At 69.4% G+C, this 20,062-nt stretch carries 20 protein-coding genes; 11 read left to right on the forward strand and 9 right to left on the reverse strand.

The window, feature by feature from the left end; translation table 11 throughout:
* Window positions 1–582: 582 nt before the first annotated feature.
* The 5 genes from rpsB to ACZ7SW_RS14530 all read left to right on the forward strand — a co-directional run bounded on the left by rpsB (window position 583) and on the right by ACZ7SW_RS14530 (window position 5,128).
* On the forward strand, window positions 583–1,518 hold the full coding sequence (gene rpsB / locus ACZ7SW_RS14510; protein ID WP_470230858.1) for a 30S ribosomal protein S2: 936 nt from the start codon (window positions 583–585) through the stop codon (window positions 1,516–1,518).
* An 82-nt stretch (window positions 1,519–1,600) separates the two neighbouring features.
* Window positions 1,601–2,416, forward strand: a complete 816-nt coding sequence (gene tsf / locus ACZ7SW_RS14515; protein ID WP_470230859.1) for a translation elongation factor Ts — start codon at window positions 1,601–1,603, stop codon at window positions 2,414–2,416.
* A 96-nt stretch (window positions 2,417–2,512) separates the two neighbouring features.
* The gene (gene pyrH, locus ACZ7SW_RS14520; RefSeq protein ID WP_009074499.1) at window positions 2,513–3,259 is read left to right on the forward strand and encodes a UMP kinase; all 747 of its coding nucleotides are present in this window, start codon (window positions 2,513–2,515) and stop codon (window positions 3,257–3,259) included.
* Window positions 3,260–3,308: 49 nt separating this feature from the next.
* Window positions 3,309–3,866 (forward strand): ribosome recycling factor, encoded by a 558-nt coding sequence (gene frr, locus ACZ7SW_RS14525; RefSeq protein WP_470230860.1) that lies wholly within the window; start codon window positions 3,309–3,311, stop codon window positions 3,864–3,866.
* A gap of 314 nt (window positions 3,867–4,180) precedes the next feature.
* Window positions 4,181–5,128, forward strand: a complete 948-nt coding sequence (locus ACZ7SW_RS14530) for a phosphatidate cytidylyltransferase (RefSeq protein ID WP_470230962.1) — start codon at window positions 4,181–4,183, stop codon at window positions 5,126–5,128.
* A gap of 5 nt (window positions 5,129–5,133) precedes the next feature.
* Here ACZ7SW_RS14530 and ACZ7SW_RS14535 read toward each other — a convergent pair whose 3' ends face one another.
* On the reverse strand, window positions 5,134–5,976 hold the full coding sequence (locus ACZ7SW_RS14535) for a VOC family protein (protein ID WP_470230861.1): 843 nt from the start codon (window positions 5,974–5,976) through the stop codon (window positions 5,134–5,136).
* Window positions 5,977–6,087: 111 nt separating this feature from the next.
* On the opposite strand from ACZ7SW_RS14535, the gene ACZ7SW_RS14540 reads away from it, so the two are divergent.
* On the forward strand, window positions 6,088–6,912 hold the full coding sequence (locus tag ACZ7SW_RS14540; RefSeq protein WP_470230862.1) for a class I SAM-dependent methyltransferase: 825 nt from the start codon (window positions 6,088–6,090) through the stop codon (window positions 6,910–6,912).
* Here ACZ7SW_RS14540 and ACZ7SW_RS14545 read toward each other — a convergent pair.
* Window positions 6,846–7,517, reverse strand: a complete 672-nt coding sequence (locus ACZ7SW_RS14545; RefSeq protein WP_470230863.1) for a PadR family transcriptional regulator — start codon at window positions 7,515–7,517, stop codon at window positions 6,846–6,848. The two genes, ACZ7SW_RS14540 and ACZ7SW_RS14545, sit on opposite strands and share 67 nt — an antisense overlap.
* 172 nt (window positions 7,518–7,689) lie before the next feature.
* Here ACZ7SW_RS14545 and ACZ7SW_RS14550 point away from each other — a divergent pair, with 172 nt between their 5' ends.
* Window positions 7,690–9,342: a glutamate--tRNA ligase gene (locus ACZ7SW_RS14550; RefSeq protein ID WP_470230864.1), complete on the forward strand. Its 1,653-nt coding sequence runs from the start codon at window positions 7,690–7,692 to the stop codon at window positions 9,340–9,342.
* Window positions 9,343–9,385: 43 nt separating this feature from the next.
* Here the strand turns inward: ACZ7SW_RS14550 and ACZ7SW_RS14555 are convergent, their stop codons facing one another.
* Both ACZ7SW_RS14555 and ACZ7SW_RS14560 read right to left on the reverse strand, forming a co-directional pair.
* Complete coding sequence (locus ACZ7SW_RS14555; protein WP_470230865.1) at window positions 9,386–10,030, reverse strand: response regulator transcription factor; 645 nt, start codon at window positions 10,028–10,030, stop codon at window positions 9,386–9,388.
* Window positions 10,015–11,223 carry a sensor histidine kinase gene (locus ACZ7SW_RS14560; RefSeq protein ID WP_470230866.1) on the reverse strand — a complete coding sequence of 403 codons (1,209 nt, stop codon included), beginning with the start codon at window positions 11,221–11,223 and terminating at the stop codon, window positions 10,015–10,017. The genes ACZ7SW_RS14555 and ACZ7SW_RS14560 overlap by 16 nt, the downstream gene beginning before the upstream one ends.
* Before the next feature lie 218 nt (window positions 11,224–11,441).
* On the opposite strand from ACZ7SW_RS14560, the gene ACZ7SW_RS14565 reads away from it, so the two are divergent.
* Complete coding sequence (locus ACZ7SW_RS14565; RefSeq protein WP_470230867.1) at window positions 11,442–11,852, forward strand: hypothetical protein; 411 nt, start codon at window positions 11,442–11,444, stop codon at window positions 11,850–11,852.
* Here the strand turns inward: ACZ7SW_RS14565 and ACZ7SW_RS14570 are convergent.
* A complete protein-coding gene (locus ACZ7SW_RS14570) occupies window positions 11,836–14,187 on the reverse strand; it encodes a penicillin acylase family protein (protein WP_470230868.1) in 2,352 nt (783 codons plus the stop codon). The two genes, ACZ7SW_RS14565 and ACZ7SW_RS14570, sit on opposite strands and share 17 nt — an antisense overlap.
* Window positions 14,188–14,363: 176 nt before the next feature.
* Between ACZ7SW_RS14570 and ACZ7SW_RS14575 the strand changes: the two genes are divergently transcribed.
* A complete protein-coding gene (locus ACZ7SW_RS14575) occupies window positions 14,364–14,897 on the forward strand; it encodes a DUF3558 family protein (RefSeq protein ID WP_470230869.1) in 534 nt (177 codons plus the stop codon).
* A gap of 1 nt (window position 14,898) precedes the next feature.
* On the opposite strand, the gene ACZ7SW_RS14580 is transcribed toward ACZ7SW_RS14575, so the two are convergent.
* A complete protein-coding gene (locus ACZ7SW_RS14580; protein WP_470230870.1) occupies window positions 14,899–16,155 on the reverse strand; it encodes an aspartate aminotransferase family protein in 1,257 nt (418 codons plus the stop codon).
* 87 nt (window positions 16,156–16,242) lie between these two features.
* Between ACZ7SW_RS14580 and ACZ7SW_RS14585 the strand changes: the two genes are divergently transcribed.
* Complete coding sequence (locus tag ACZ7SW_RS14585) at window positions 16,243–17,145, forward strand: LysR family transcriptional regulator (protein ID WP_470230871.1); 903 nt, start codon at window positions 16,243–16,245, stop codon at window positions 17,143–17,145.
* 16 nt (window positions 17,146–17,161) lie between these two features.
* On the opposite strand, the gene ACZ7SW_RS14590 is transcribed toward ACZ7SW_RS14585, so the two are convergent.
* Entirely contained in the window at window positions 17,162–18,118 is a 957-nt protein-coding gene (locus ACZ7SW_RS14590; RefSeq protein ID WP_470230872.1) for an NAD(P)H-dependent flavin oxidoreductase, read from the reverse strand.
* 47 nt (window positions 18,119–18,165) lie between these two features.
* Here ACZ7SW_RS14590 and ACZ7SW_RS14595 point away from each other — a divergent pair, with 47 nt between their 5' ends.
* On the forward strand, window positions 18,166–18,504 hold the full coding sequence (locus ACZ7SW_RS14595) for a winged helix-turn-helix transcriptional regulator (RefSeq protein ID WP_470230873.1): 339 nt from the start codon (window positions 18,166–18,168) through the stop codon (window positions 18,502–18,504).
* 34 nt (window positions 18,505–18,538) lie between these two features.
* Here ACZ7SW_RS14595 and ACZ7SW_RS14600 read toward each other — a convergent pair whose 3' ends face one another.
* Entirely contained in the window at window positions 18,539–19,306 is a 768-nt protein-coding gene (locus tag ACZ7SW_RS14600) for an LPXTG cell wall anchor domain-containing protein (protein WP_470230874.1), read from the reverse strand.
* A gap of 3 nt (window positions 19,307–19,309) precedes the next feature.
* Complete coding sequence (locus tag ACZ7SW_RS14605) at window positions 19,310–19,879, reverse strand: papain-like cysteine protease family protein (protein ID WP_470230875.1); 570 nt, start codon at window positions 19,877–19,879, stop codon at window positions 19,310–19,312.
* Between the last annotated feature and the right edge of the window lie 183 nt (window positions 19,880–20,062).

The following is a 20,062-nucleotide window of genomic DNA, read 5'->3' on the forward strand; positions in this document are numbered from 1 at the left end:
GACGGATTGAGCGGAGAACCGGACTGGCTGCTCGCTTCCCGGTCCGGACGAGGGACAGGCGAGGGCATTGAACAGGCCTTACCCGGCGTCGAGGGTGAACTCGACGGGGAAGCTGAGCGAGAATCGGCAGGTCGGGCAGAAGCGGCGACAGCGGAAAAAGATCGCGTAGTGGTCATGTCCCCATCGTCATCCACCGGCCGGCGGGAACAGGCTCCTCAGCGCCAGTTGTCCACAGGCGGACACAGTTGTGGACAACCCCGGGCCGGGCGAAGGCTGCCCGCAGGGGCGGGCCTGGTGGCAGGGGGTAGAATCAATCCCGCAGTCCACTGGCTGGGCTGACTTCGCGTGCACGTGCGCGCGTCCCCGGACGGGCCGCTTCGGCGGGAACCCGGACGGAGGGGCGCACGGTGTCCGGCGGTCCCTGGGGTTTCGCACTGCCGAACCCGCGGGTCCGGGCATCGGCTACGGCACCAGGGCTCACGACCTCCCGGTCGCGGGCGACTAACCGGAACAGCGCCTCCGCGGGCGGATCGAAGACCGACAGCGGGAGCGCGCGACTACAGAGAAGGTGTGATTCCGGCAATGGCCGTCGTCACCATGAAGCAGCTGCTCGACAGCGGCGTGCACTTCGGACACCAGACTCGTCGGTGGAACCCGAAGATGAAGCGCTACATCTTCACCGAGCGCAATGGCATCTACATCATCGACCTGCAGCAGACGCTGACCTACATCGACCGTGCGTTCGAGTTCATCAAGGAAACCGTCGCGCACGGCGGCACCATCATGTTCGTCGGCACGAAGAAGCAGGCTCAGGAAGCGATCGCCAACGAGGCCGCGCGCGTGGGCATGCCCTACGTGAACCAGCGCTGGCTCGGCGGCATGCTGACCAACTTCCAGACCGTCCACAAGCGCCTTCTCCGCCTGAAGGAGCTCGAGGCCCAGGAGCAGACCGGCGGTTTCACCGGCCTGACCAAGCGCGAGATCCTTACGCTGACCCGCGAGAAGGACAAGCTCGAGAAGACCCTGGGCGGCATCCGGGACATGGCCAAGGTGCCGTCCGCGGTGTGGATCGTCGACACCAAGAAGGAGCACATCGCCGTCGGCGAGGCTCGCAAGCTCAACATCCCGGTCGTCGCGATCCTCGACACCAACTGCGACCCGGACGAGGTCGACTACCCGATCCCGGGCAACGACGACGCGATCCGTTCCGCCGCGCTGCTCACGAAGGTCGTCGCCGAGGCGGCCGCCGCCGGGCTGATGGCCCGCTCGGGCCGCAACGGCGCTTCGGCCGACGCGAAGCCGGAGACCGGGGCCGCGGACGAGCCGCTGGCCGAGTGGGAGAAGGAGCTCCTCGCGGGCTCGGAGACCGCGGCCGCCGACGCGACCGAGGCCGCCGTCGCCACCGAGGCCGCCGCGACCGAGACGGCCGCCGCGACCGAGACCGCGGAAGCGACCGAGGCCGCCGCCCCGGCCGAGACCGCGGAAGCGACCGGCGAGCAGGCTCCGGCCAACTCCTGATCCACCCCGTCCGGGCGGTCCGCGCAGGGCCGCCCGGACGGCGCTCACCGCACACGTACCTGAAACGGACGGATTCAACACGATGGCGAACTACACCGCCGCTGACGTGAAGCGCCTGCGCGAGATGACCGGCGCGGGCATGATGGACTGCAAGAAGGCCCTCGAGGAGAACGACGGCGACTTCGAGAAGGCTGTCGAGTTCCTGCGCATCAAGGGCGCCAAGGACGTCGGCAAGCGCGCCGAGCGCGCCACCGCCGAGGGCCTGGTCGCCGGCGACGGCGGCGTCATGATCGAGCTCGACTCGGAGACCGACTTCGTCGCCAAGAACGACGAGTTCCAGCAGCTCGCGGCGAAGATCGTCGGAGCCGCGAAGGCGCTGAAGACCAGCGACGTCGAGGCGCTGAAGGCCGCCGACCTGGACGGCAAGCCGGTCAACGAGGTCGTGCAGGAGCTTTCGGCCCGCATCGGCGAGAAGCTCGAGCTGCGCCGCGTGGTGTCGTTCGAGGGCAAGACCGCGACCTACCTGCACCGCCGCGGCTCCGACCTCCCGCCGGCCGTCGGCGTGCTGGTCGAGTTCACCGGCGACGACGTCGACGCCGCCCGCGGCGCCGCGATGCAGGTCGCCGCGCTGCGCGCGAAGTACCTGACCCGCGAGGAGGTGCCGGCCGAGATCATCGAGAACGAGCGCCGCATCGCCGAGCAGACCGCCCGCGAGGAAGGCAAGCCCGAGCAGGCGCTGCCGAAGATCATCGAGGGCAAGGTCAACGCGTACTACAAGGACAACGTGCTGCTCGAGCAGCCGTCGGTCAAGGACAACAAGAAGACCGTCAAGGCCCTGCTCGACGCGGCCGGCGTGACCCTGACCCGGTTCGCCCGGTTCGAGGTCGGCCAGGCCTGAGCGAGGCACTGGGACTAGGTTCTGGCACTGTGCCCCGTCTCCGCGCATCGGGGACGGGGCACAGTCGGGTCTACCGAGGGGCAGGAGGCGACAGACATGGGTGAGGACCGGGTCGAGGGCGGATACCGCCGGGTGCTGCTGAAACTGGGCGGCGAGATGTTCGGCGGCGGCGCGGTGGGCGTCGACCCCGACGTCGTGCACTCCGTCGCCCAGCAGATCGCCGACGTCGCGCGCACCGGGGTGCAGATCGCGGTGGTGATCGGCGGCGGCAACTATTTCCGCGGCGCGGAGCTCTCCCAGCGCGGCATGGACCGCGACCGCGCCGACTACATGGCGATGCTCGGCACCGTGATGAACTGCCTTGCGCTGCAGGACTTCCTCGAGAAGGAAGGCCTGCCCACCCGCGTGCAGACCGCGATCACGATGGGCCAGGTCGCCGAGCCCTACATCCCGCGCCGCGCGGAACGGCACCTCGAGAAGGGCCGCGTCGTGATCTTCGGCGCCGGCGTCGGCATGCCGTACTTCTCCACCGACACCGCCGCCGCGCAGCGCGCGCTCGAACTCGGCTGCGAAGCCGTGCTGATGGCGAAGGCCGTGGACGGCGTCTACACCGCGGATCCGAAGACCGACCCGGACGCGAAGATGTTCACCGACATCACCCACCGCGAGGTGCTCGAGCGCGGTCTCAAGGTCGCCGACGCCACCGCGTTCAGCCTCTGCATGGACAACAAGATGCCGATCATCGTGTTCAACCTGCTCACCGAGGGCAACATCGCCCGCGCGGTGGGCGGTGAGAAGATCGGCACGCTGGTCTCCACCCCCGCCGACGAGGCGTCCGCCTAGACCTGCTGGGATCAAGCTCAGGTCCGACAACACAACACCGGGAGTAGCCGTGATCGACGAGACCCTCCTCGACGCCGAGGAGAAGATGGAAAAAGCGGTGTCCGTCGCGAAGGAAGACCTCACGTCGGTGCGCACCGGGCGGGCCAACCCGTCGATGTTCTCCCGCATCGTCGTCGAGTACTACGGTGCGCCGACCCCGCTGAACCAGCTGGCCAGCGTCAACGTGCCGGAAGCCCGGATGGCGCTGATCAAGCCCTACGACCAGACGCAGCTGGGCGCCATCGAGAAGGCGATCCGCGAGTCCGACCTTGGCGTCAACCCGAGCAACGACGGCAACGTCATCCGCATCGTCATCCCGCAGCTCACCGAGGAGCGGCGCAAGGAGATGGTGAAGGTCGCGAAGGGCAAGGGCGAGGACGCCCGCGTCTCGATCCGCAGCGTCCGCCGCAAGGCCAAGGAAGAACTCGACCGCATCGCCAAGGACGGCGAAGCGGGCGAGGACGAGGTCGCGCGCGCCGAGAAGGAGCTGCAGAACCTCACCGACACCTACGTGCACCAGGTCGACGAGCTGGTGAAACACAAGGAAGCCGAGCTGCTCGAGGTCTGATGAGCCAGGTGAGCGAGGAACGCGACGAGCGGGTGAGCGACATCCCGCCACCGGACCCGGCCGCCGAGCCGGACCCGGTGTCGCGGCCGGAACCGGCTACGGAAAACCCTGCCGTGCAACGGAAAACGGACTCTGTGGCGGATGTGCGCGCGGAATCCGTTGCTGCGGCGGGGAAAGAGGCGGAAGCCGGGGGCGGTGCCGGAACTGCTTCGGAGAGCGGGCTGGCGAAGGGTGCGAAAGCTGCGCCCGAGAACAAGTCGGCGAAGGGTGCGAAAGGCGTGCCTGCGGGCGGGCTCGCGGAAGGCGCGAAAGGCATTTCTGCGAACGGCGAGCCGGTCGTGGCCGGGGGCAAACCAGCGAACGGCGGGAAAGCCGAGCCAGCGAACGGTGAACCGGTCACCTCCGGGGGCAAGCCCCAGAACGGCGGAAAAGCCGAGCCGGAGAAGAAGGCGTCCCGGGCCGGGCGCAACCTTCCCGCGGCGATTGGCGTCGGGCTGTTGCTCGGGGCCGCGATCATCGTTTCCCTCGTCACCGTCCGGTTCCTCTTCATCGGGATCATCGCCGCCGCGATCGCGGTCGGCACGTTCGAGTTCTCCGGCGTGCTGCGCCGCGTCGCGGACACCAAGATCGCGTTGATCCCCGTGCTCGTCGGCGGGCAGGCGATGATCTGGCTGGCCTGGCCGTTCGGCCGGGAAGGTGCGCTCACCGCGTTCGTGCTCACCGTCCTCGCCAGCCTGCTGTGGCGCTTGCCCGGCGGCGCGAAGGGCTACGTGCGCGACGTCAGCGCCTCTGTTTTCGCCGCCGCCTACTTGCCGTTGTTCGGTGCGTTCGCGGCCATGCTCGTGCCGCCGCACGACGGGGTCGGGCGCGTGCTCACGTTCCTGATCGCCGTGGTCGCCTCCGACACCGGCGGCTACATCGCCGGCGTCCTCGGCGGCAAGCATCCGATGGCGCCCACGATCAGCCCGAAGAAGTCCTGGGAGGGCTTCGCCGGTTCGATGATCGCGGGCATCGTCGCGGGCGTGCTCACGATCAGCCTCATGCTGGACGGTCACGCTTGGCAGGGCGTGCTTTTCGGCGCGGCCATCGTGCTCACCGCGACGCTCGGCGACCTCGTCGAATCGCTCATCAAACGGGATCTCGGCATCAAGGACATGGGCACGCTGCTGCCCGGTCACGGCGGCATCATGGACCGCCTCGACTCGCTGTTGCCCTCGGCCGTCGTGTCGTGGCTGCTGTTGTCGGCCTTCGTGCCCGCCTGACTTTCTCAGTCGTCGTACGGGTCGTCGACCTCGGCGCGGCCCACGTCTTCCAGCACTCGCGAGTGGTCGATCACCGCGAACACCGCGCCGTCCGGATCGGCGAGGATCGCGGTGCGGCCGAACGGGGTGTCGTAGGGATCGATCACGACCGAACCGCCCAGCATCAGCGCCTCGCCCGCCGCCGCGTCCGTTCCGCGCGCGGGGTCGAGTTCGAAGTACACGAGCCAGTGCGGGGGAGTGTCCCGGCGGTATTCGGGACCCATGACATAGCGGTACAGCACTGCCGTGTGCTCAATGGAATATTCGGCATAGTCGACGCTTTCCCCGTCGCCGACCTGACGGCTCGAGTAGTTGAACAGCTTGGTGTAGAAGTGGTCCGCGGCCACGCCGTCGTGCGTGTTGAGGTCCGCGCCGCTGAACGTGTTGGGCACACCGGCCGCGAACTGCCAGTCCGATGGCGCCTCCCAGAACACCACCGGCGCGCCGCACGCGTCGATCGCGTGCAGGATGCTGCCGCGTTCGGGGATCGCGATCGGTCCGAGCGTCACCTGTCCGCCGAGGTGCTCCACCCACTCGGCCGCGCTCGCCGTGTGCGGCACCGCGAGCTGTATCGTCCAGCCGGGCGCGCTGTGGGCCCCGGCTTGGTACAGACCACCGGCGGCCACTCCGTCGCACGAGGCGATCGAGTACCGGCCGGTCGGCGACGCGGGATCGCGCCGGGTTTCGTACTCCCAGCCGAAAAGGCGGGAGTAGAAGTCTTGTGTTCGAGCTTCGTCGTGGCACGCCACCTCGACCCAGCAGGGCAAACCTGACGGGATCGCGCGGGCGCCTGGCCAGCCGATCGACATTGCGTGTCTCCTCCCCGATGAGGGAGAAGTGTATTCGGACGCACGGGGTTCTACGCTCTGAGCGGGAAAGCAGCCGCACCCGCTGGCGTCCCCCGACCGGAGAGGAGTCCTGTGCGCTGGTTCTTCCGCGGTCCGGCGGCGTCCGGAGAAGTCGTTCCCAGCCCGAACATTTGGTACTACCAGGACGTCTACGACGTCGAAAACCGGGCGCAGGACGCGGACGGCGAGATCTGGCGCGTACTGCGCGAAGAGTGCGATTGGACCGGCCGCGACGTTCTCGATCTCGGCTGCGGTGACGGATACCACTTGCCGCTCTTCGCCGCCGACGCGCGTTCGGTGCTCGGAATCGAACCGCACCCGCCGCTCGCGCGGGACGCGGAGCGACGGGTGCGGGATCTGGAGAACGTGCGGGTCCGCGTGGGCCGGGCGCAGCGGTTGCCGGTGGACGACGCCAGCGTGGACGTCGTGCACGCGCGCACTGCGTATTTCTTCGGCCCTGGATGCGAACCGGGATTGCGCGAAGCGGAACGGGTGCTGCGGCCCGGAGGATCGATCGTGATCGTCGACCTCGACGTGACCAGTGAGCCGTACGGCGGGTGGATGCGAGCAGATCTGCCGCACTACGACCCGCCTGCGGTGGAACGGTTCTTCGCCGCGCACGGCTTCAACTGTCGGCGCGTACGCACGCGTTGGCGCTTCGCGGACTTCGCCGCGGCGGAATCAGTACTGAAGATCGAGTTCAGCGCGAAGGTCGCGCAGCGGGCGATCGCCGACACGCGTCAGCTGAACCCGGGGCCGGGCGAGGTGACGCTGCCGGTGGGCTATCGCGTGCATTGCCGCGTCAAGCCCACCGGCCTCGTCCTGCCCGGTCACTCGGCTTCCTCGCCGGATTCGGCCGCGTCATCCGAATCCTCGACCTCGCCGAGGATCGAGTAGATCGACCGGCGTGCCTCGTTGAGCACGTCCACTGCCCGGGCCTGCTGGTTCTCGCTGCCCGCGCGCATCACCTGCACGACGGCCGCGGCGAGCGTGGCACCTGCCTTGCGCAGGTCGTGCTCGACCGGTTCGACGTCGTCGGTGAAGTGTTCCCACGGCGGCGTTCCGGTCTGCTGCTCGGCGGTGGTGCGGCCCTCGTCGGTGAGTTCGAAGAGCTTCTTCCCGCTCTCGTCGCGGCTCACGACCAGGCCCTCGTCGGCCAGCATCTGCAGGGTCGGGTAGATCGAGCCGGGGCTGGGCTTCCAGAGCCCGCCGCTGCGCTCGCCGATCTCGCGGATGATCTCGTATCCGTGCCGCGGCTGTTCCGCGAGCAGGGTGAGGATCGCTGCCCGCACGTCGCCGCGCCGGCCGCGCCGGGAGCCCCGGCGTCCGCCGCCCGGACCGTGGCCGCGCCGCCCGCGACCGCCGGGTCCGAAGGCGAACTCGCCGAATTCCCGGCCCCAGGGGCCGAACGAGGACCGTCCGTGCTCTTCGTGTTCTCCGTGTTCGTGATGCCCGCCGGGGAAGGAGCGTCCGCCGGGGAAGGGGTGTCGTCGTCGGTTCATGGTGTCGGTTTTCCTTTCTCGAACTGTTGCGACACGTTCACGATATATCGGAACCGGTCGGTTGGCAACCATAACGACAACCCGGGGACCTGAGCGACCGGCGGCGACGGCGGTCGGCGATACTCGAAGCACTAGCGAAAACACCCGAACGACCTGGGAGACCCGACCTCCGATGCTGGACCGTGCGGTCATCGACGCCCTGTTCCCCGCGGATCTGCCCGAGCCTGAGCACTGGGAACAGCGCTATCCGGCCCGGCAGCTGCCCGACGGCGCGAAGGTGACCCGGTTCGGCCCGTCGCCGACCGGCTTCGTGCACATCGGCGGCATCTACGTCGCGACGATCGACCAGGACGTCGCGCGCCGCTCCGAAGGCCGCTACCTGGTGCGCGTCGAGGACACCGACCAGTCGCGCGAGGTCGAAGGCGCGCTGGAGCAGTTCGAACGCGGCTTCGCGTACTTCGGGCTGCAGGCCGACGAGGACGCGGTGCGCGGCGGCGAGTACAGCCCGTACCGGCAGTCCGAGCGCGAGCAGATCTACCTCACCTACGTACGGCACCTTCTGCGCGAAGGCCGTGCGTACATCGACTTCGCGACGAAGGACGAACTGGCGTCCATCACCGCGCGGCAGCAGGCCACGAAGCTCCCGACGGGCTACTACGGCTCGTGGGCGATCTGGCGCGACGCCGACCCGGCCGACGTACAGGCGAAGCTCGACGCGGGCGAGCCGTGGGTGGTTCGCTTCCGCGCGCCCGACGACACCGGGCAGCGCGTGCGCTTCACCGACGCGATCCGCGGCACCATCGAGGCCGAGGCCAACCGCAACGACGTGGTCATCCTCAAGAGCTCCGACCAGAGCCCGCGGCTGCCGACCTACCACTTCGCGCACGCGGTCGACGACCACCTGATGCGGGTGAACCTGGTGATCCGCGGCGACGAGTGGATCTCGTCGGTGCCGACGCACCAGCAGCTCTTCGACGCCCTCGGATTCGAGCCGATCCAGTACGCGCACATCGCGCCGCTGATGAAGCAGGAGGGCGGCAGCAAGCGGAAGCTGTCCAAGCGCAAGGACCCGGAAGCCTCCGTCGACTTCTACCTCGAAGCCGGCTATCCGGTTCCGGCGGTGCTGTACTACCTGCGCGGCCTGGCGAACGGACGGCTCGCCGAGATGCCGCTCGCCGAAGCGCTCGACGCGCCGATCAACCTCGACGAGTGCGGCGTCGCCGGTCCGCTCGTGGACCTGGTGAAGCTGGACGACCTCGCCGCCGATTACGTCGCGACGCTGTCCGGCGAGGAGATCCTCGCGTCGGTGCTTGAGTGGGCCGAGCGGTTCGACCCGGAGCTGAAGGCGGTCCTGGAGTCCTCGCGGGAGCTGGCGCTGCGCGCGCTGGCGGTGGAGCGCGAAGGCGTCGAGAACCCGCGCAAGGACCTGAAGAAGTGGAGCGAGTTCCGCGCCGTTTACGGGTTCTTCTTCCCGCAGCTGCACCAGGCCGCGACCGGCCCCGACGACGAGCGGATCGCCGCGCTCGGCGTTCCGGCGGACGTCGTGCGCGCGGTGGCGTCGGACTTCGTGTCGGCCTACCAGCAGCTCGACGACGGCCAGGAGTGGTTCCAGCAGATCCGCGAGGTCGCGGCGAAGCACGGGTTCGCCAAGAACGCCAAGGAGTTCAAGAAGGACCCGGACGCCTACCCCGGCTCGATCCGCGAGGCGTCGCAGATCATCCGGATCGCGATCACCGGGTCGACCCGCAGTCCGGACCTGCACTCGATCACGCAGGCGCTGGGCGCGGAGGAAACGTTGCGGCGCTTCGGAAATCTGACGAACTGAAGCACCCGTAAGTGCCTCGGCCGGTTCTCCCCGGCCGAGGCACTCACGAGTTGAGGTAGGTCAGCACCGCCAGGACGCGCCGGTTGCCGGTCTCGTCGTCGGTGATGCCGAGCTTGCCGAACAGCGACGTCGTGTACTTGCTGATCGCGCTTTCGCTCAGGAACAGCCGCCCGGCGATCGCGGTGTTCGACAATCCCTCCGCCATCAGTTCCAGCACCGAACGCTCGCGGTCGGTCAGCGTGCCGAGCCGCTGATCCGGCGATCCGCTCGTGAGCAGTTTCGAGATCACCGCCGGGTCCATCGCGGTGCCGCCGGCCGCGACGCGTTCGAGTGCGTCGATGAACTGTTCGGCCTCGAAAACGCTGTCCTTCAACAGATATCCGACGCCGCTGGCCCCGTCGGCCAGGAGTTCGCGGGCGTAGAGCTGTTCGACGTGCTGGGACAGGATCAGCACCGGCAGCCCGGGCGTCTCGTGTCGCGCGGCGAGCACCGCGCGCAGGCCCTCGTCGGTTTGCGTCGGCGGCATCCGGACGTCGACCACGGCCACGTCCGGCCGGTGTTCCCGCAGCACGGCGACGGTTTCCGGACCGGTCGTCGCGGTCGCGACCACCTCGTGGCCGTAGGCCCGCAGGAGCCGGACCAATCCGTCCCGCAGCAGGTAGAGGTCCTCGGCTACGACGATGCGCATGGCACCATCATCCACGCTCGGGTCGGCCCGCCTTCCGGGCTGGTGATCTCCAGCGTGCCGTCGAAGACCGCGAGGCGGCGGCGCAGTCCGCCGAGGCCGCCGTCCGGGTGGATCTCGGCCCCGCCGCGGCCGTCGTCCTCGACCTCGGCGCACAGCTGATTCCCTTCCTGCAAGAGGGAAATCCGGACTTGGGACGCGTGCGCGTGCTTCACCGCGTTGGCGAGCAGTTCCGCGATCCCGAAGTACAGCGCGGATTCGATCGGCGGATCGAGCGGCTGCGGCAGATCGGTTTCGACGACCACGTCCACCGGCATGTCCATCGCCATCGCGCGGACAGCGTCGGCGAGGCCGCGTTCGTTCAGCACCGGCGGGCTGATGCCGCGGACGAGTTCGCGCAATTCCGTGAGCGACGTGGCCGCGCCGGCCCGGGCGTCGCGCAGCAATTCCTTGGCCTGCTCGGGATTGGTCTCCATCAGTTTCTCCGCGGTCGCCAGCGCGAGGCCGAGCGCGACCAGCCGGGCTTGCGCGCCGTCGTGCAGATCCCGTTCGATCCGGCGGATTTCCGCGGCCTGCGCGATGGTCGTGTCCGCGCGCAAGGCGGTCAGCGTGTCGACCCGGTCGGCCAGCTCCATCGTGACGGACGCGCCCAGGAACCGCGTGGCTACCGGGACGACGCTTCGCCACGCGTACGGCGCGGTCGCGATCGTGACCAGCAGACCGGCCAGGTATCCGCTCGGGAGACTCGTCAGGCCCAGGACGGCCGCGACGACACCGAGCAGCGGCACGAGCGAGACCAGGCCGAACGAGAACGGCGCGAGGAGGGCGAACCGCAGGTCCCGCCAGGTCGCCGGGTCGTGGCGCCAGTTCTTGAGCCGCTGCTCGCGCCGGGCTTCTTCCTTGGTGCGGGCGTAGGAGTGGCCGTTCCACCAGTATCCGGTCGACAGCTGGGTGATCGGCGGCAGTTCGCGGTACCCGGGCGGGAGCACGATGCCGGTCCAGTTCGCGACCAGCGCGCGGGTCATCCGGCACACCGGCCGGGCCAGCAGCAGCGTCCCGATCCCCGCCCAGATGAACGGCGCGATCCACGACCACGCGCTGCCGCCCCACAACTGCCACAGGCCTGCCGCGGCCGCCCACACGGCCGGGATCAGCAGGGCCACGCCCGCCGCCTGGGCGGCTCGGACGAAACCCACCCGGCAGCCTCGCAGCCAAGACCGTAGTAGTCGCATCGTTTCTTCCCCTTGTTTCTCCGGCTTCGCGGTCCACTGTGCACCACGAAACGCCGGATTCCCGCCGCTGCGGGACAGGAGTGGGTCCAGACCCACCCCCTTGTGCGGCCAGACCCATACCGGGCCGGGCCGCGGCTTCCTAGCGTTGCTGGCACAACGGGAAACCACAAGGGAGAACAGAGATGCACACCATGGAACGCCCCGCCGCCAGCACCGCCGTCCAGCGTCCGTTCGGCCTCGTGAAGGGGTTCGTCGTGGCCTACGGGGCGATGGGCGTCGCCGTCTTCGGCACGATCGTCGCGCTGGCCGTCGCCGACGGGACGGCGACCAGCTTCATGTGGACGCGATCCGCGCTGGTCCCGGTCAGCGCCGCGATCGTGTACTGGCTGGTGTCGCTCGCGGCGCGGGGTTCGACCAGGGCTTATCAGCGGGCGCGGCTCATCTCGATCGTCGCGCCGGTGGCGCTCGTCGGCGTCGACCTGATTCCGGGCGCGTGCCCGACCTGGTTCCTGCTGCTGCAGACGGCCTGCGCCGTGCTGCTAGCCGGCGCGGCCGTCCCGCTCGTCCGGCTGCGGGCTACGTTCCCGAAGTGAACCTCGGGACCAGCCGGATCCGGGTGTCGAGGTTCCGTTCGACCGCCGAGCGGCTCGACAGCAGGGGGAACGAGCCGCCGGACGCCCACAGGTCGTTCAGGTCGCGGTAGTGCGGGCTGCGCGGATCGCCGGACTGGCCGGGCGCGTTGATCGCCCGCGACGCGTCCCAGTCGCCGACGTCGAGCGCCATTTTGAAGGTCGCGCCGATGATCTGCTGGTAGGTGAGCGGATGGAAGAACGACGGGTGGACGGTCTGGTAGTCGCCGCCGACCGGGGTCGGGCCGACGTTCGGGCCGCCCGCCGGGTGCACGAATTCCTGGTACTGCAGCGAGCCCCAGCGCCATTTCGCCGGGTCGCCGCCGAGCTTCCCGGCGACGTCGCGGAAGGCGAGCGGGAGAGTGTCGAGGATCAGCTTGTCCCGCTTGGCCGCGCCGCCCGGGCCGAACCACGCGTCGGGGTCGGCGAAGGACGCGAGCACGAGGCTGAAGTCCGGATTGATGGTGCGGGACAGCACATCCGCGGCGGCTTGCGGGAGCATCGTGTGCGCCCAGCCGCCGTGGAGGTACTTCAGCAGCCAGGTTTCGTACAGCGCGGCCGGGGCGGAATCCACCGAGGCGACGCCGTCGAAGCCGCGCAGGAGTTCGAGTGCCTTCGCGGTGTCCGGATCGGTGGACGACAGGTTTCGCAGGAACGGGACGAGACGGGTGGCCAGCAAGGACTTTTCGTCGCGCTGGATGGCGAGCGAATCGGCGACGCGGGCGCGCGGCGTGGACTTGATCAGCTCGTCGATCCGCTCCTTGCGGTAGGGCAGCTGCCATTCGTAGTTGGACACCACCGGGAAGCCCGGCGGAAGGTTGTAGTCGTTGGCGGAGGCGAAGAATCCGGCCGGCGGGTTGTGCTGCCACGGGAGTTCGGAGTTGGCGTGGAAGCCGTTCCACTCGTAGCGGCCGTCGCCGGGAACGGGCAGCAGACCGTCGTATCCGGCCCCGGTGCGGCGCGGGGTCAGCGCGCCGGGGACGTAGCCGATGTCGCCGTGGACGTCGGCGTAGACGAGGTTCGATCCGGGCGCGCCCCAGGTGCGCATGCCGGCGGTGAACTCGGTGAAGTTGCGGGCCCGCTGGTAGTTCAGGCTGCCGAGGTAGGCCGCGCTGCCCGGTTCGGTCCAGGCGGTGCGCACGGCGAACGCCCGGTTCGCTGCTTCGTCTGTCTTCACGATCGGGCCGTGCCGGGTGAAGGCCAGCTCGCGGGCGACCGGAGGTTCGCCCAGCACCGGGATGGTTTCGGTGACCTTGGTGATCGGCTCCCAGCCGCCGCGGTAGCGGTACCGGCTGTGGTCGGCGGGGTCGAGTTCGTAGACGTAGAGGTCGGTCTGGTCGACCGGCAGGTTCGTCAGCCCGAACGCGACGGAATCGTTGTGGCCGATGGCGATGCCCGGGTTCCACGGCTCGCCCGCCCCGGTGAGGTTGAGGCCGGGCGCGGAAAGCTGGGCGACATAACGGCCGGACGGCAGCGCGTCGGCGCCGCGATGCGGATCGTTGGCGAGGATCGGCCGTCCGGTGTCGGTGCGGTTCGGGCCGATCGCCCAGGAGTTGCTGCCGCTGGTGGCGTCGGCGATGTCCTTCGGTCCGGCGACGCCCTTCGGGAACGTGACTGCCGCGGTTGCCTTGTTGTATACGGAAAGCACATCGCCGGGGACTGAACAGGGATCCAGGCCGTCGGGTACCGCGGCCTCGTGGTCGGGGTGCAGGCTGCGGAGGTACTTGCTCGCGTTCGGCCCGGCCTGGCACACCATCTGCGCGCGGGCGACCTCCCACATGAGGTTCTCGCCGATCGCGTGCGTGCGGATGCGGACGACGTCCTCGGGCCGCCAATGCGACGGCTGGTAGCCGAGCGTGCCGAACTCCGGCGGGACGGCCTTGGGATGTTTGGCGAGCCAGTCGATGTAGGAGTTGATCCCTTCGGCGAAGCGGGTGGCGGCGAGTTTGGCTTCGGGGCCGTAGGAAGCCCATTCCTTTTGCAGGTCCCCGCGGTAGAGGAACAGCCGGGCGGCGCGATCCTGGTCCACATAGGACTCGCCGAGGACTTCGCTGAGCTGCCCGAGCCCCCGGCGGCGCCAGGTGTCGAGCTGGAAGAGCCGGTCGCGGGCGACGGTGAATCCCTGTGCGTAGAACAGGTCTGAGGTGTTCGCGGCGTAGATGTGCGGGACACCCCATTTGTCGACGAGCAGGTCGACCGGGCGGGAAAGGCCGTCCAGGGCGATGGCTGGGCTCGCGGAGGCAGGCGTCGTGCCGAGGAGCGTCAGAACGAGTATCAGGACGGTAGCTTTGGACCGCATTTCCCCCACCCCCGGCAGCAGCGTTGACCCCGCGGACGCTAATCGCGGCGAGCGCGGGGACCCACCCCTGAACCGGGACGAGTAGGGGGAACCGGACGGCGTGCGGCGTCGTCCAAGGTGCCGCGCGGGAGCTGTTCCATTACTGTCCCGAGCCAACTGGACCCCTGGGGGATGCGATGCGACGTGTGGTGGCGACGGCCGCGGCGGCCTTGGTTTGCGTGCTGGGGCTCGCGGCCTGCGGCAGCAGCACCGAGGGCGGCGACAAGAACGTCGTGAGCGCTGGCAGCAGCGCCGCGCCGGAGCAGAAGGACGGCGGCAAGACCGGGACGCCGCTCGCGAGCACCGATCCGTGCAGCCTGCTCAAGCCGTCTGACGTGCCCGAACTCGCGCAGGAAAGCGGCACCACGCCCAAGGCCGACGGCCGCCGGTGCGAGGGCACCGGCTACTCCGTGACGATCTCGGAGGTCGACGCGGACGGCTACGCCGTCCAGTTCGAGGGCTCGATGGTCAAGCCGATCTCCGACATCGCCGGGTACAAGGCGGGCATGACGGAGGGTTCCATCTCCGGGCCCGAAGACTGCGCCGTCATCCTCGCGGTGACGACCAACGAGCTGGTGTTCGTCGCTGTCGGCGACAAGCAGGACCAGACGAAGAACTGCGACCTCGCCAAGAAGGCGGCGACCGCGATCGCTGGTCGCATTCCGCGCTGAGCTACGAGACGTCCCCGATCGCCTCGTCCAGAATGGACAGTCCGAGGTCGATCTCGCTGTCGGAGGCGGTCAGCGGCGGCGCGATCCGGAACACCCCGCCCATCCCGGGCAGCTGCACGATGTTCATGTGCAGCCCGAGTTCGAGGCATCGCTGCGTCACGCGGGCGCCGAGCTTGTCCGCGTCCGGGCCGCCGCCGCTCAGTTCCAGCCCGGCGAGCAGTCCCCGGCCGCGGATCTCGCCGACCGCCTCGTGCCGCGCCGCGATTTCGTCCAGACCGGTGCGCAGTCGGGCGCCGAGCTGACGGGCGCGTTCGTCGAGGCGGTCGCGGATCAGCACGTCCAGCACCGTGTTCCCGACTGCCGCCGGGAGCGGGTCCGAGACGTGCGTGGTGAAGAACAAATACCCGCGTTCATGGGCTTCCTGCTCGATTTCCGCGCTCGTCAGCACAGCGGCGAGCGGCAGTCCGGCACCGAGCGTCTTGGACACCGTGAGGATGTCCGGGACCACGCCGTCGTGCTCGAAGGCGTACCAGGTTCCGGTGCGGCACAACCCGGTCTGTGCCTCGTCGAGGATCAGCAGCATGCCGCGTTCCCGGCATTTCCGTTGCAGCGCCTGGAAATAGCCCGGCGGCGGCACGAGGATGCCGCCGGAGCTGAGGATCGGCTCCACCAGGCACGCGGCGAGGCTGCCGACCGACTGCGCGTCGATCAGGTCGAACGCGAGGTCCAGTTGGTGCTCCCAATCCGCGCCGGGCACCGGGATGGCGAAATTGCCCGGCGCGCCCGGGCCGTAGCCCTTGCGGCCAGCGCTGTAGGTGGCGCTCGCCGCGGCCTGTGTCATCCCGTGCCAGGACCGGGCGAACGAGACGATCTCGTGCTTGCCGGTCACCAGCTTGGCCATCCGCAGCGCGGCCTCGTTGGACTCGGCGCCGGTGGTGAGCAGCAGCGCCTTCTCCAGCGGGTCCGGCAGCGTTTCGGCGAGCCGCCGGGCGAGGTCGACCACCGGACGGCTCAGCATCCCGCTGAACAGGTGGTCGAGCTTCGCGGCCTGCTTCCGGACAGTCTCGACGATCTCCGGATGCGCGTGCCCGAGGATCGCGCTCATCTGCCCGGACGTGAAGTCGAGGATCCGCCGTCCGCCCTCGGTGAAGACGAAACTGCCTTCGGCGCGGTCGATGATCTCGCCGGTGAACGAGCCGGGGCCGGCGTAGCGGACGAGGTGCCGGTCGACGTCGGACCAGAAGGTGTCGGTGGTCATGGCTTCGACGGTAGGGCCGTGCCGAGCGCCGCGTCCATCTCACAGTTTCCGCTTGCCTGTGCGATGGAATCGAACAACGATGAGGCCATGTTGAACCCGTGGCGGCTGCGGCTGTTGAGCCGGCTCGCGGTGCTGGGCACGGTTCGCGCGGTGGCGCAGGACGTGAATCTCAGCGCCTCCACGGTGTCGCATCAGCTCGCGGTGCTGGAGACCGAAACGCGCACCCGCTTGCTGGAACGCACCGGCCGTCGCGTCCGGCTGACTCCCGCCGGGGAGAAACTGGCCCGGCAGGCGCGTGCGATCCTCGACCATCTCGACGCGATCGAGGCCGAACTGCGCGGCGACGAACCGGCCGGGCTGGTGCGGATCGGCGCGTTCCAAAGCGCGATCCACACCTTCGCCGTGCCCGCCGCGACCCGCCTCGCACAGACCTATCCGCGGCTGGAAACCGAACTGGCGGAACGGGAACCGCACGAAAGCGTGCCCGCGCTCCGGGCAGGCGACAGCGACGTCATCATCACCACCACCGACATCGCCGACCTCCCGCTCGGTCCCGACCTCGAGATCATCCGGCTGGCGACCGACCCGATCGTGCTGGTCACCGCGCTCGACCGGCCGGAACCGCCCGGGCCCGCGGTGCTCGCGGACTACGCCGGCGAACCGTGGGCGCTCGACATCCCCCCGTCCTACATGGCGAATCTGACGCTGCGGCTGTGTCGCGAATCGGGATTCGAGCCGCGCGTGGTGTGCCGGTTCAGCAATTACCTGATGACGCTGCAGCACGTCGAAGCCGGGCTGTCGATCGCGTTGCTGCCGGGGCTGGCGGTGGATCCGCGATACCGGGTGGCGACGAAGGCGTTGGCGACGCCGGTGACGCGCACGATCGTCGCGGTCACCCGGCGAGGATCACCGCGGCGGGCGGCGGTGAACGCGGTGCTGGACGCGTTGCGGCAGCCGGTCGAGCTTCCGGCGTCGGTGGAGCAGGCTTAGATCCCGCGCACCACCGTCAGCAGCCGATCAGGTCGGCCATGATCTGCGCGGCTGGGGCGACGTTTCGGACCAATCCCGCGGTTTGACCGGCGTAGTGCGCCAGCGCTTCGAGATCTCCGGTCATGCCCGGCACGGGAATCATGTCGTCGTAGCGCTGCCAAGGGTTTCCGTCCGCGTCCGTTGCTACGACGTCGCCTTCGCCGGGGCGTTCCGTGCGCGGTTCGCCCGCTGCTTCCCATTGCGTCAGCGTCGAATTGCGCAAGGCGCGATGCGGCGCGTCCGGCCAGCCGCCGTCGAAACAACGGGTGTGGACGGCGTCCTCGAGTTCCGCGGCCAGCACGGCTTCGCGGTAGGAATCGTGGGTCGCCGCTTCGGTCGCGGTCAGGAACCGGGTGCCCAGCCACCCGCCTTGCGCGCCGAGCGCGAGCACTGCGGCGAGCCCGCGGCGGTCGGCGATTCCGCCTGCGGCGAGCACGGGAATCGGCGCGACCGCGTCCACGACGGCGGGCACCAGCACGAGTGTCGAGGCTTGGCCGCGCACGTGTCCGCCTGCTTCCCAGCCTTGCGCGACCACGACATCGACGCCTGCTTCCGCCGCTTGTCGTGCTTCGGCGACCGAGCCCGCGGTGTGGATCAGCCGCGCGTCCTTGACCCGCGCGGCGATCTTGGCCGGGTCGCCCCAGAACGTCGAGATGATCGGGACCTCCTCGGCGAGGCAGGCGTCGAGCACGTCGTGGATCGGGAAGTCGAGCACGAGGTTGACCGCGAACGGCCGGTCCGTGCGGCGGCGCACCTCGCGGATCCGGCGGACCGCCTCGTCCGGGCCGGTCCAGGTGAGGGCGAGCGTCCCCAGTCCGCCCGCGTTCGAGACGGCCGCGGCGAGCGCCGGGGTCGCCGCGGAGCCGATCGGGGCCTGCGCGATCGGCACCTCGATGCCGAGCGTGTCGCAGACCTGCTTCGGAAATCGAATCATGGCGGCCGATGCTAGTGTTTCGGAAATCGAAGCACAAGGAGATTCGGATGGCGACGCCGAAGCCGGGACAGCCGGTCCGGGGCTCCACGACCGGCCGTCCGCTGATGGCCGCGCTCGACCTCTTCGGACGGCGATGGTGCCTGCGGATCGTGTGGGAGCTGCAGGTCGACACGCTGGGTTTTCGTGCGCTGCAGCAACGCTGCGACGGGATGTCTTCGAGCGTGCTGCGGCAACGGCTGGTCGAACTCGCCGACGCCGGTTTGGTGCGGCAGACCGACGAATCGCACTACGCGCTGACGACGCTGGGCCGCGAGGCGTTCGACGCGCTCCGGCCGCTCGTGTCGTGGGCGGATCGGTGGGCCGCGGCTCTCGACGGCGGCGAGTGAACGGCGGCAGGGGCGCACCCCTGCCGCCGATTGATCACTTGCTGTGCTGGGAACGGCGGCGCAGGAGGAACGCGCCGCCCGCGGCTGCCGCGGCCGCCCCGCCGATGGCGAGTGCGATGGCTGGGCTTCCGTCCCCGCCGGTGTTCGGAGCGGGCACGGCGTAGCCGCCGCCCGCACCGGTCTTGTCATAAGTGGAGCCGGGCAGCTTGTCGCCGTAGCGTTTCTGCAGTTCGGCTCGGTAGGTCGCCAAGGTGACCCTGGTGCCCGCGGGAACGCCGGAGACTGCGCCGTCAAGGACGGTCACGGTGTCGCCGGACACCGAGTACCAGGCGTTGACCTGCGGTTCGTGCAGCAGATAGCCGCCGTGCGCGGCAGCCGCGTGGGCCTGTTCGTCGTTGCCGGAGGCGACGTTGATGACCTGCCAGCCGGCCTTGCTCGGCTGCGCCCAGACGGTCGCTTCCCGGCCGTCGGCAAGGTGAGCCGGAGACGCGACGTAGGCGAGTGCGGCGGGGACGTCGGACTCGCCGTTGATGAAGGCCGCCGTCGGTTCGTAGACCGGGATCTGGGTCTGGGCGTCGGCGGCGGCGCGGTTGGCGTGCGCTGCCGCCGGTGCCGCGCCGGGGAACTTGGTGTGCGCGAGGCGGGCGGCGGTGCCGGGGCTGGTGAGCAGCCCGGAGATCGCCGCGGTGTCCGAAGAAGACGGACCGGTCGGCGACTCCGCGGCGGACGCGGGGTTCGCGGCGAAGACGGCCGCGGCGATCGCTCCGGAAAGGACTGTGGTGCGGAGGACGGTTCGCAGCATCGGTCAGCCCACCATTCCGTAGACGGTGTGGGTCCAGTCGAATTGGTTGTTGGAGACGTAGGAGCTGTAGTTCATCGAGTTGTAGCGGTTGTTCGACGGCCACGGATCGCCGTATTCGACGATCCTGCTGCCGTTCGAGTCGTCGTAGCCGTAGAGGACGTGCATGTGGCCGCCGCCGGAGGTCCAGCCGATCCGGGTGCCGATCGGCTGCCCGGCGTCGATCTGGTTCTTGATGCCGGAGAAGGTGAGCCGGTAGCCGTTGGAATTGTAGGAGCCGACGCTGCGGAACCCGAGGTAGCGGAAAACTCTCTGCTGGTCGCTGAGGTAGCCCTGGTTGTTGGCGCAGCCGCTGCCGGACTCGTTGTGCGCGATCTGGCAGAACCGGGTCTGGGTCAGCGAATAGCCCCAGAACGCGGCGATGGTGTTGCCGCTGGCGTCCCAGCACCACTGGTCTTTCTGCTGGGCCTGCATGGAGATGTTCGTTTCGCCCGCGTCCGCGGCGGCGGGAACGGCGAGCGCGGCCGACGCGGCGGTCGCGGCCACCGCTATCGCGCGCAGAATCGAAGAAGGCACTTTCACGGGATCCTCCAACGGGAAGCCCGGCCGGGCCGGGGAATTCCCGGACCGGTGGGGAAGGGGAGATGCGTCCGGAACGGTACGCGCGCGAAGTTTGCGGCGACTACCGACTAACGGCGGTATTCCGTTGCCGAAGTGCCGCGCCGGATATTTCTGCGCCGGTCGGTTATTTGTGCGCCC

This window comes from Amycolatopsis sp. NPDC114484, assembly GCF_055633755.1.

Coding starts and splice junctions, on each gene's coding strand:
- rpsB (WP_470230858.1), top strand. CDS start 583: ATGGCCGTCGTCACCATGAAGCAGCTGCTCGACAGCGGCGTGCACTTC.
- tsf (WP_470230859.1), top strand. CDS start 1,601: ATGGCGAACTACACCGCCGCTGACGTGAAGCGCCTGCGCGAGATGACC.
- pyrH (WP_009074499.1), top strand. CDS start 2,513: ATGGGTGAGGACCGGGTCGAGGGCGGATACCGCCGGGTGCTGCTGAAA.
- ACZ7SW_RS14535 (WP_470230861.1), bottom strand. CDS start 5,976: ATGTCGATCGGCTGGCCAGGCGCCCGCGCGATCCCGTCAGGTTTGCCC.
- ACZ7SW_RS14545 (WP_470230863.1), bottom strand. CDS start 7,517: ATGAACCGACGACGACACCCCTTCCCCGGCGGACGCTCCTTCCCCGGC.
- ACZ7SW_RS14550 (WP_470230864.1), top strand. CDS start 7,690: ATGCTGGACCGTGCGGTCATCGACGCCCTGTTCCCCGCGGATCTGCCC.
- ACZ7SW_RS14555 (WP_470230865.1), bottom strand. CDS start 10,030: ATGCGCATCGTCGTAGCCGAGGACCTCTACCTGCTGCGGGACGGATTG.
- ACZ7SW_RS14565 (WP_470230867.1), top strand. CDS start 11,442: ATGCACACCATGGAACGCCCCGCCGCCAGCACCGCCGTCCAGCGTCCG.
- ACZ7SW_RS14570 (WP_470230868.1), bottom strand. CDS start 14,187: ATGCGGTCCAAAGCTACCGTCCTGATACTCGTTCTGACGCTCCTCGGC.
- ACZ7SW_RS14575 (WP_470230869.1), top strand. CDS start 14,364: ATGCGACGTGTGGTGGCGACGGCCGCGGCGGCCTTGGTTTGCGTGCTG.
- ACZ7SW_RS14580 (WP_470230870.1), bottom strand. CDS start 16,155: ATGACCACCGACACCTTCTGGTCCGACGTCGACCGGCACCTCGTCCGC.
- ACZ7SW_RS14585 (WP_470230871.1), top strand. CDS start 16,243: ATGTTGAACCCGTGGCGGCTGCGGCTGTTGAGCCGGCTCGCGGTGCTG.
- ACZ7SW_RS14590 (WP_470230872.1), bottom strand. CDS start 18,118: ATGATTCGATTTCCGAAGCAGGTCTGCGACACGCTCGGCATCGAGGTG.
- ACZ7SW_RS14595 (WP_470230873.1), top strand. CDS start 18,166: ATGGCGACGCCGAAGCCGGGACAGCCGGTCCGGGGCTCCACGACCGGC.
- ACZ7SW_RS14600 (WP_470230874.1), bottom strand. CDS start 19,306: ATGCTGCGAACCGTCCTCCGCACCACAGTCCTTTCCGGAGCGATCGCC.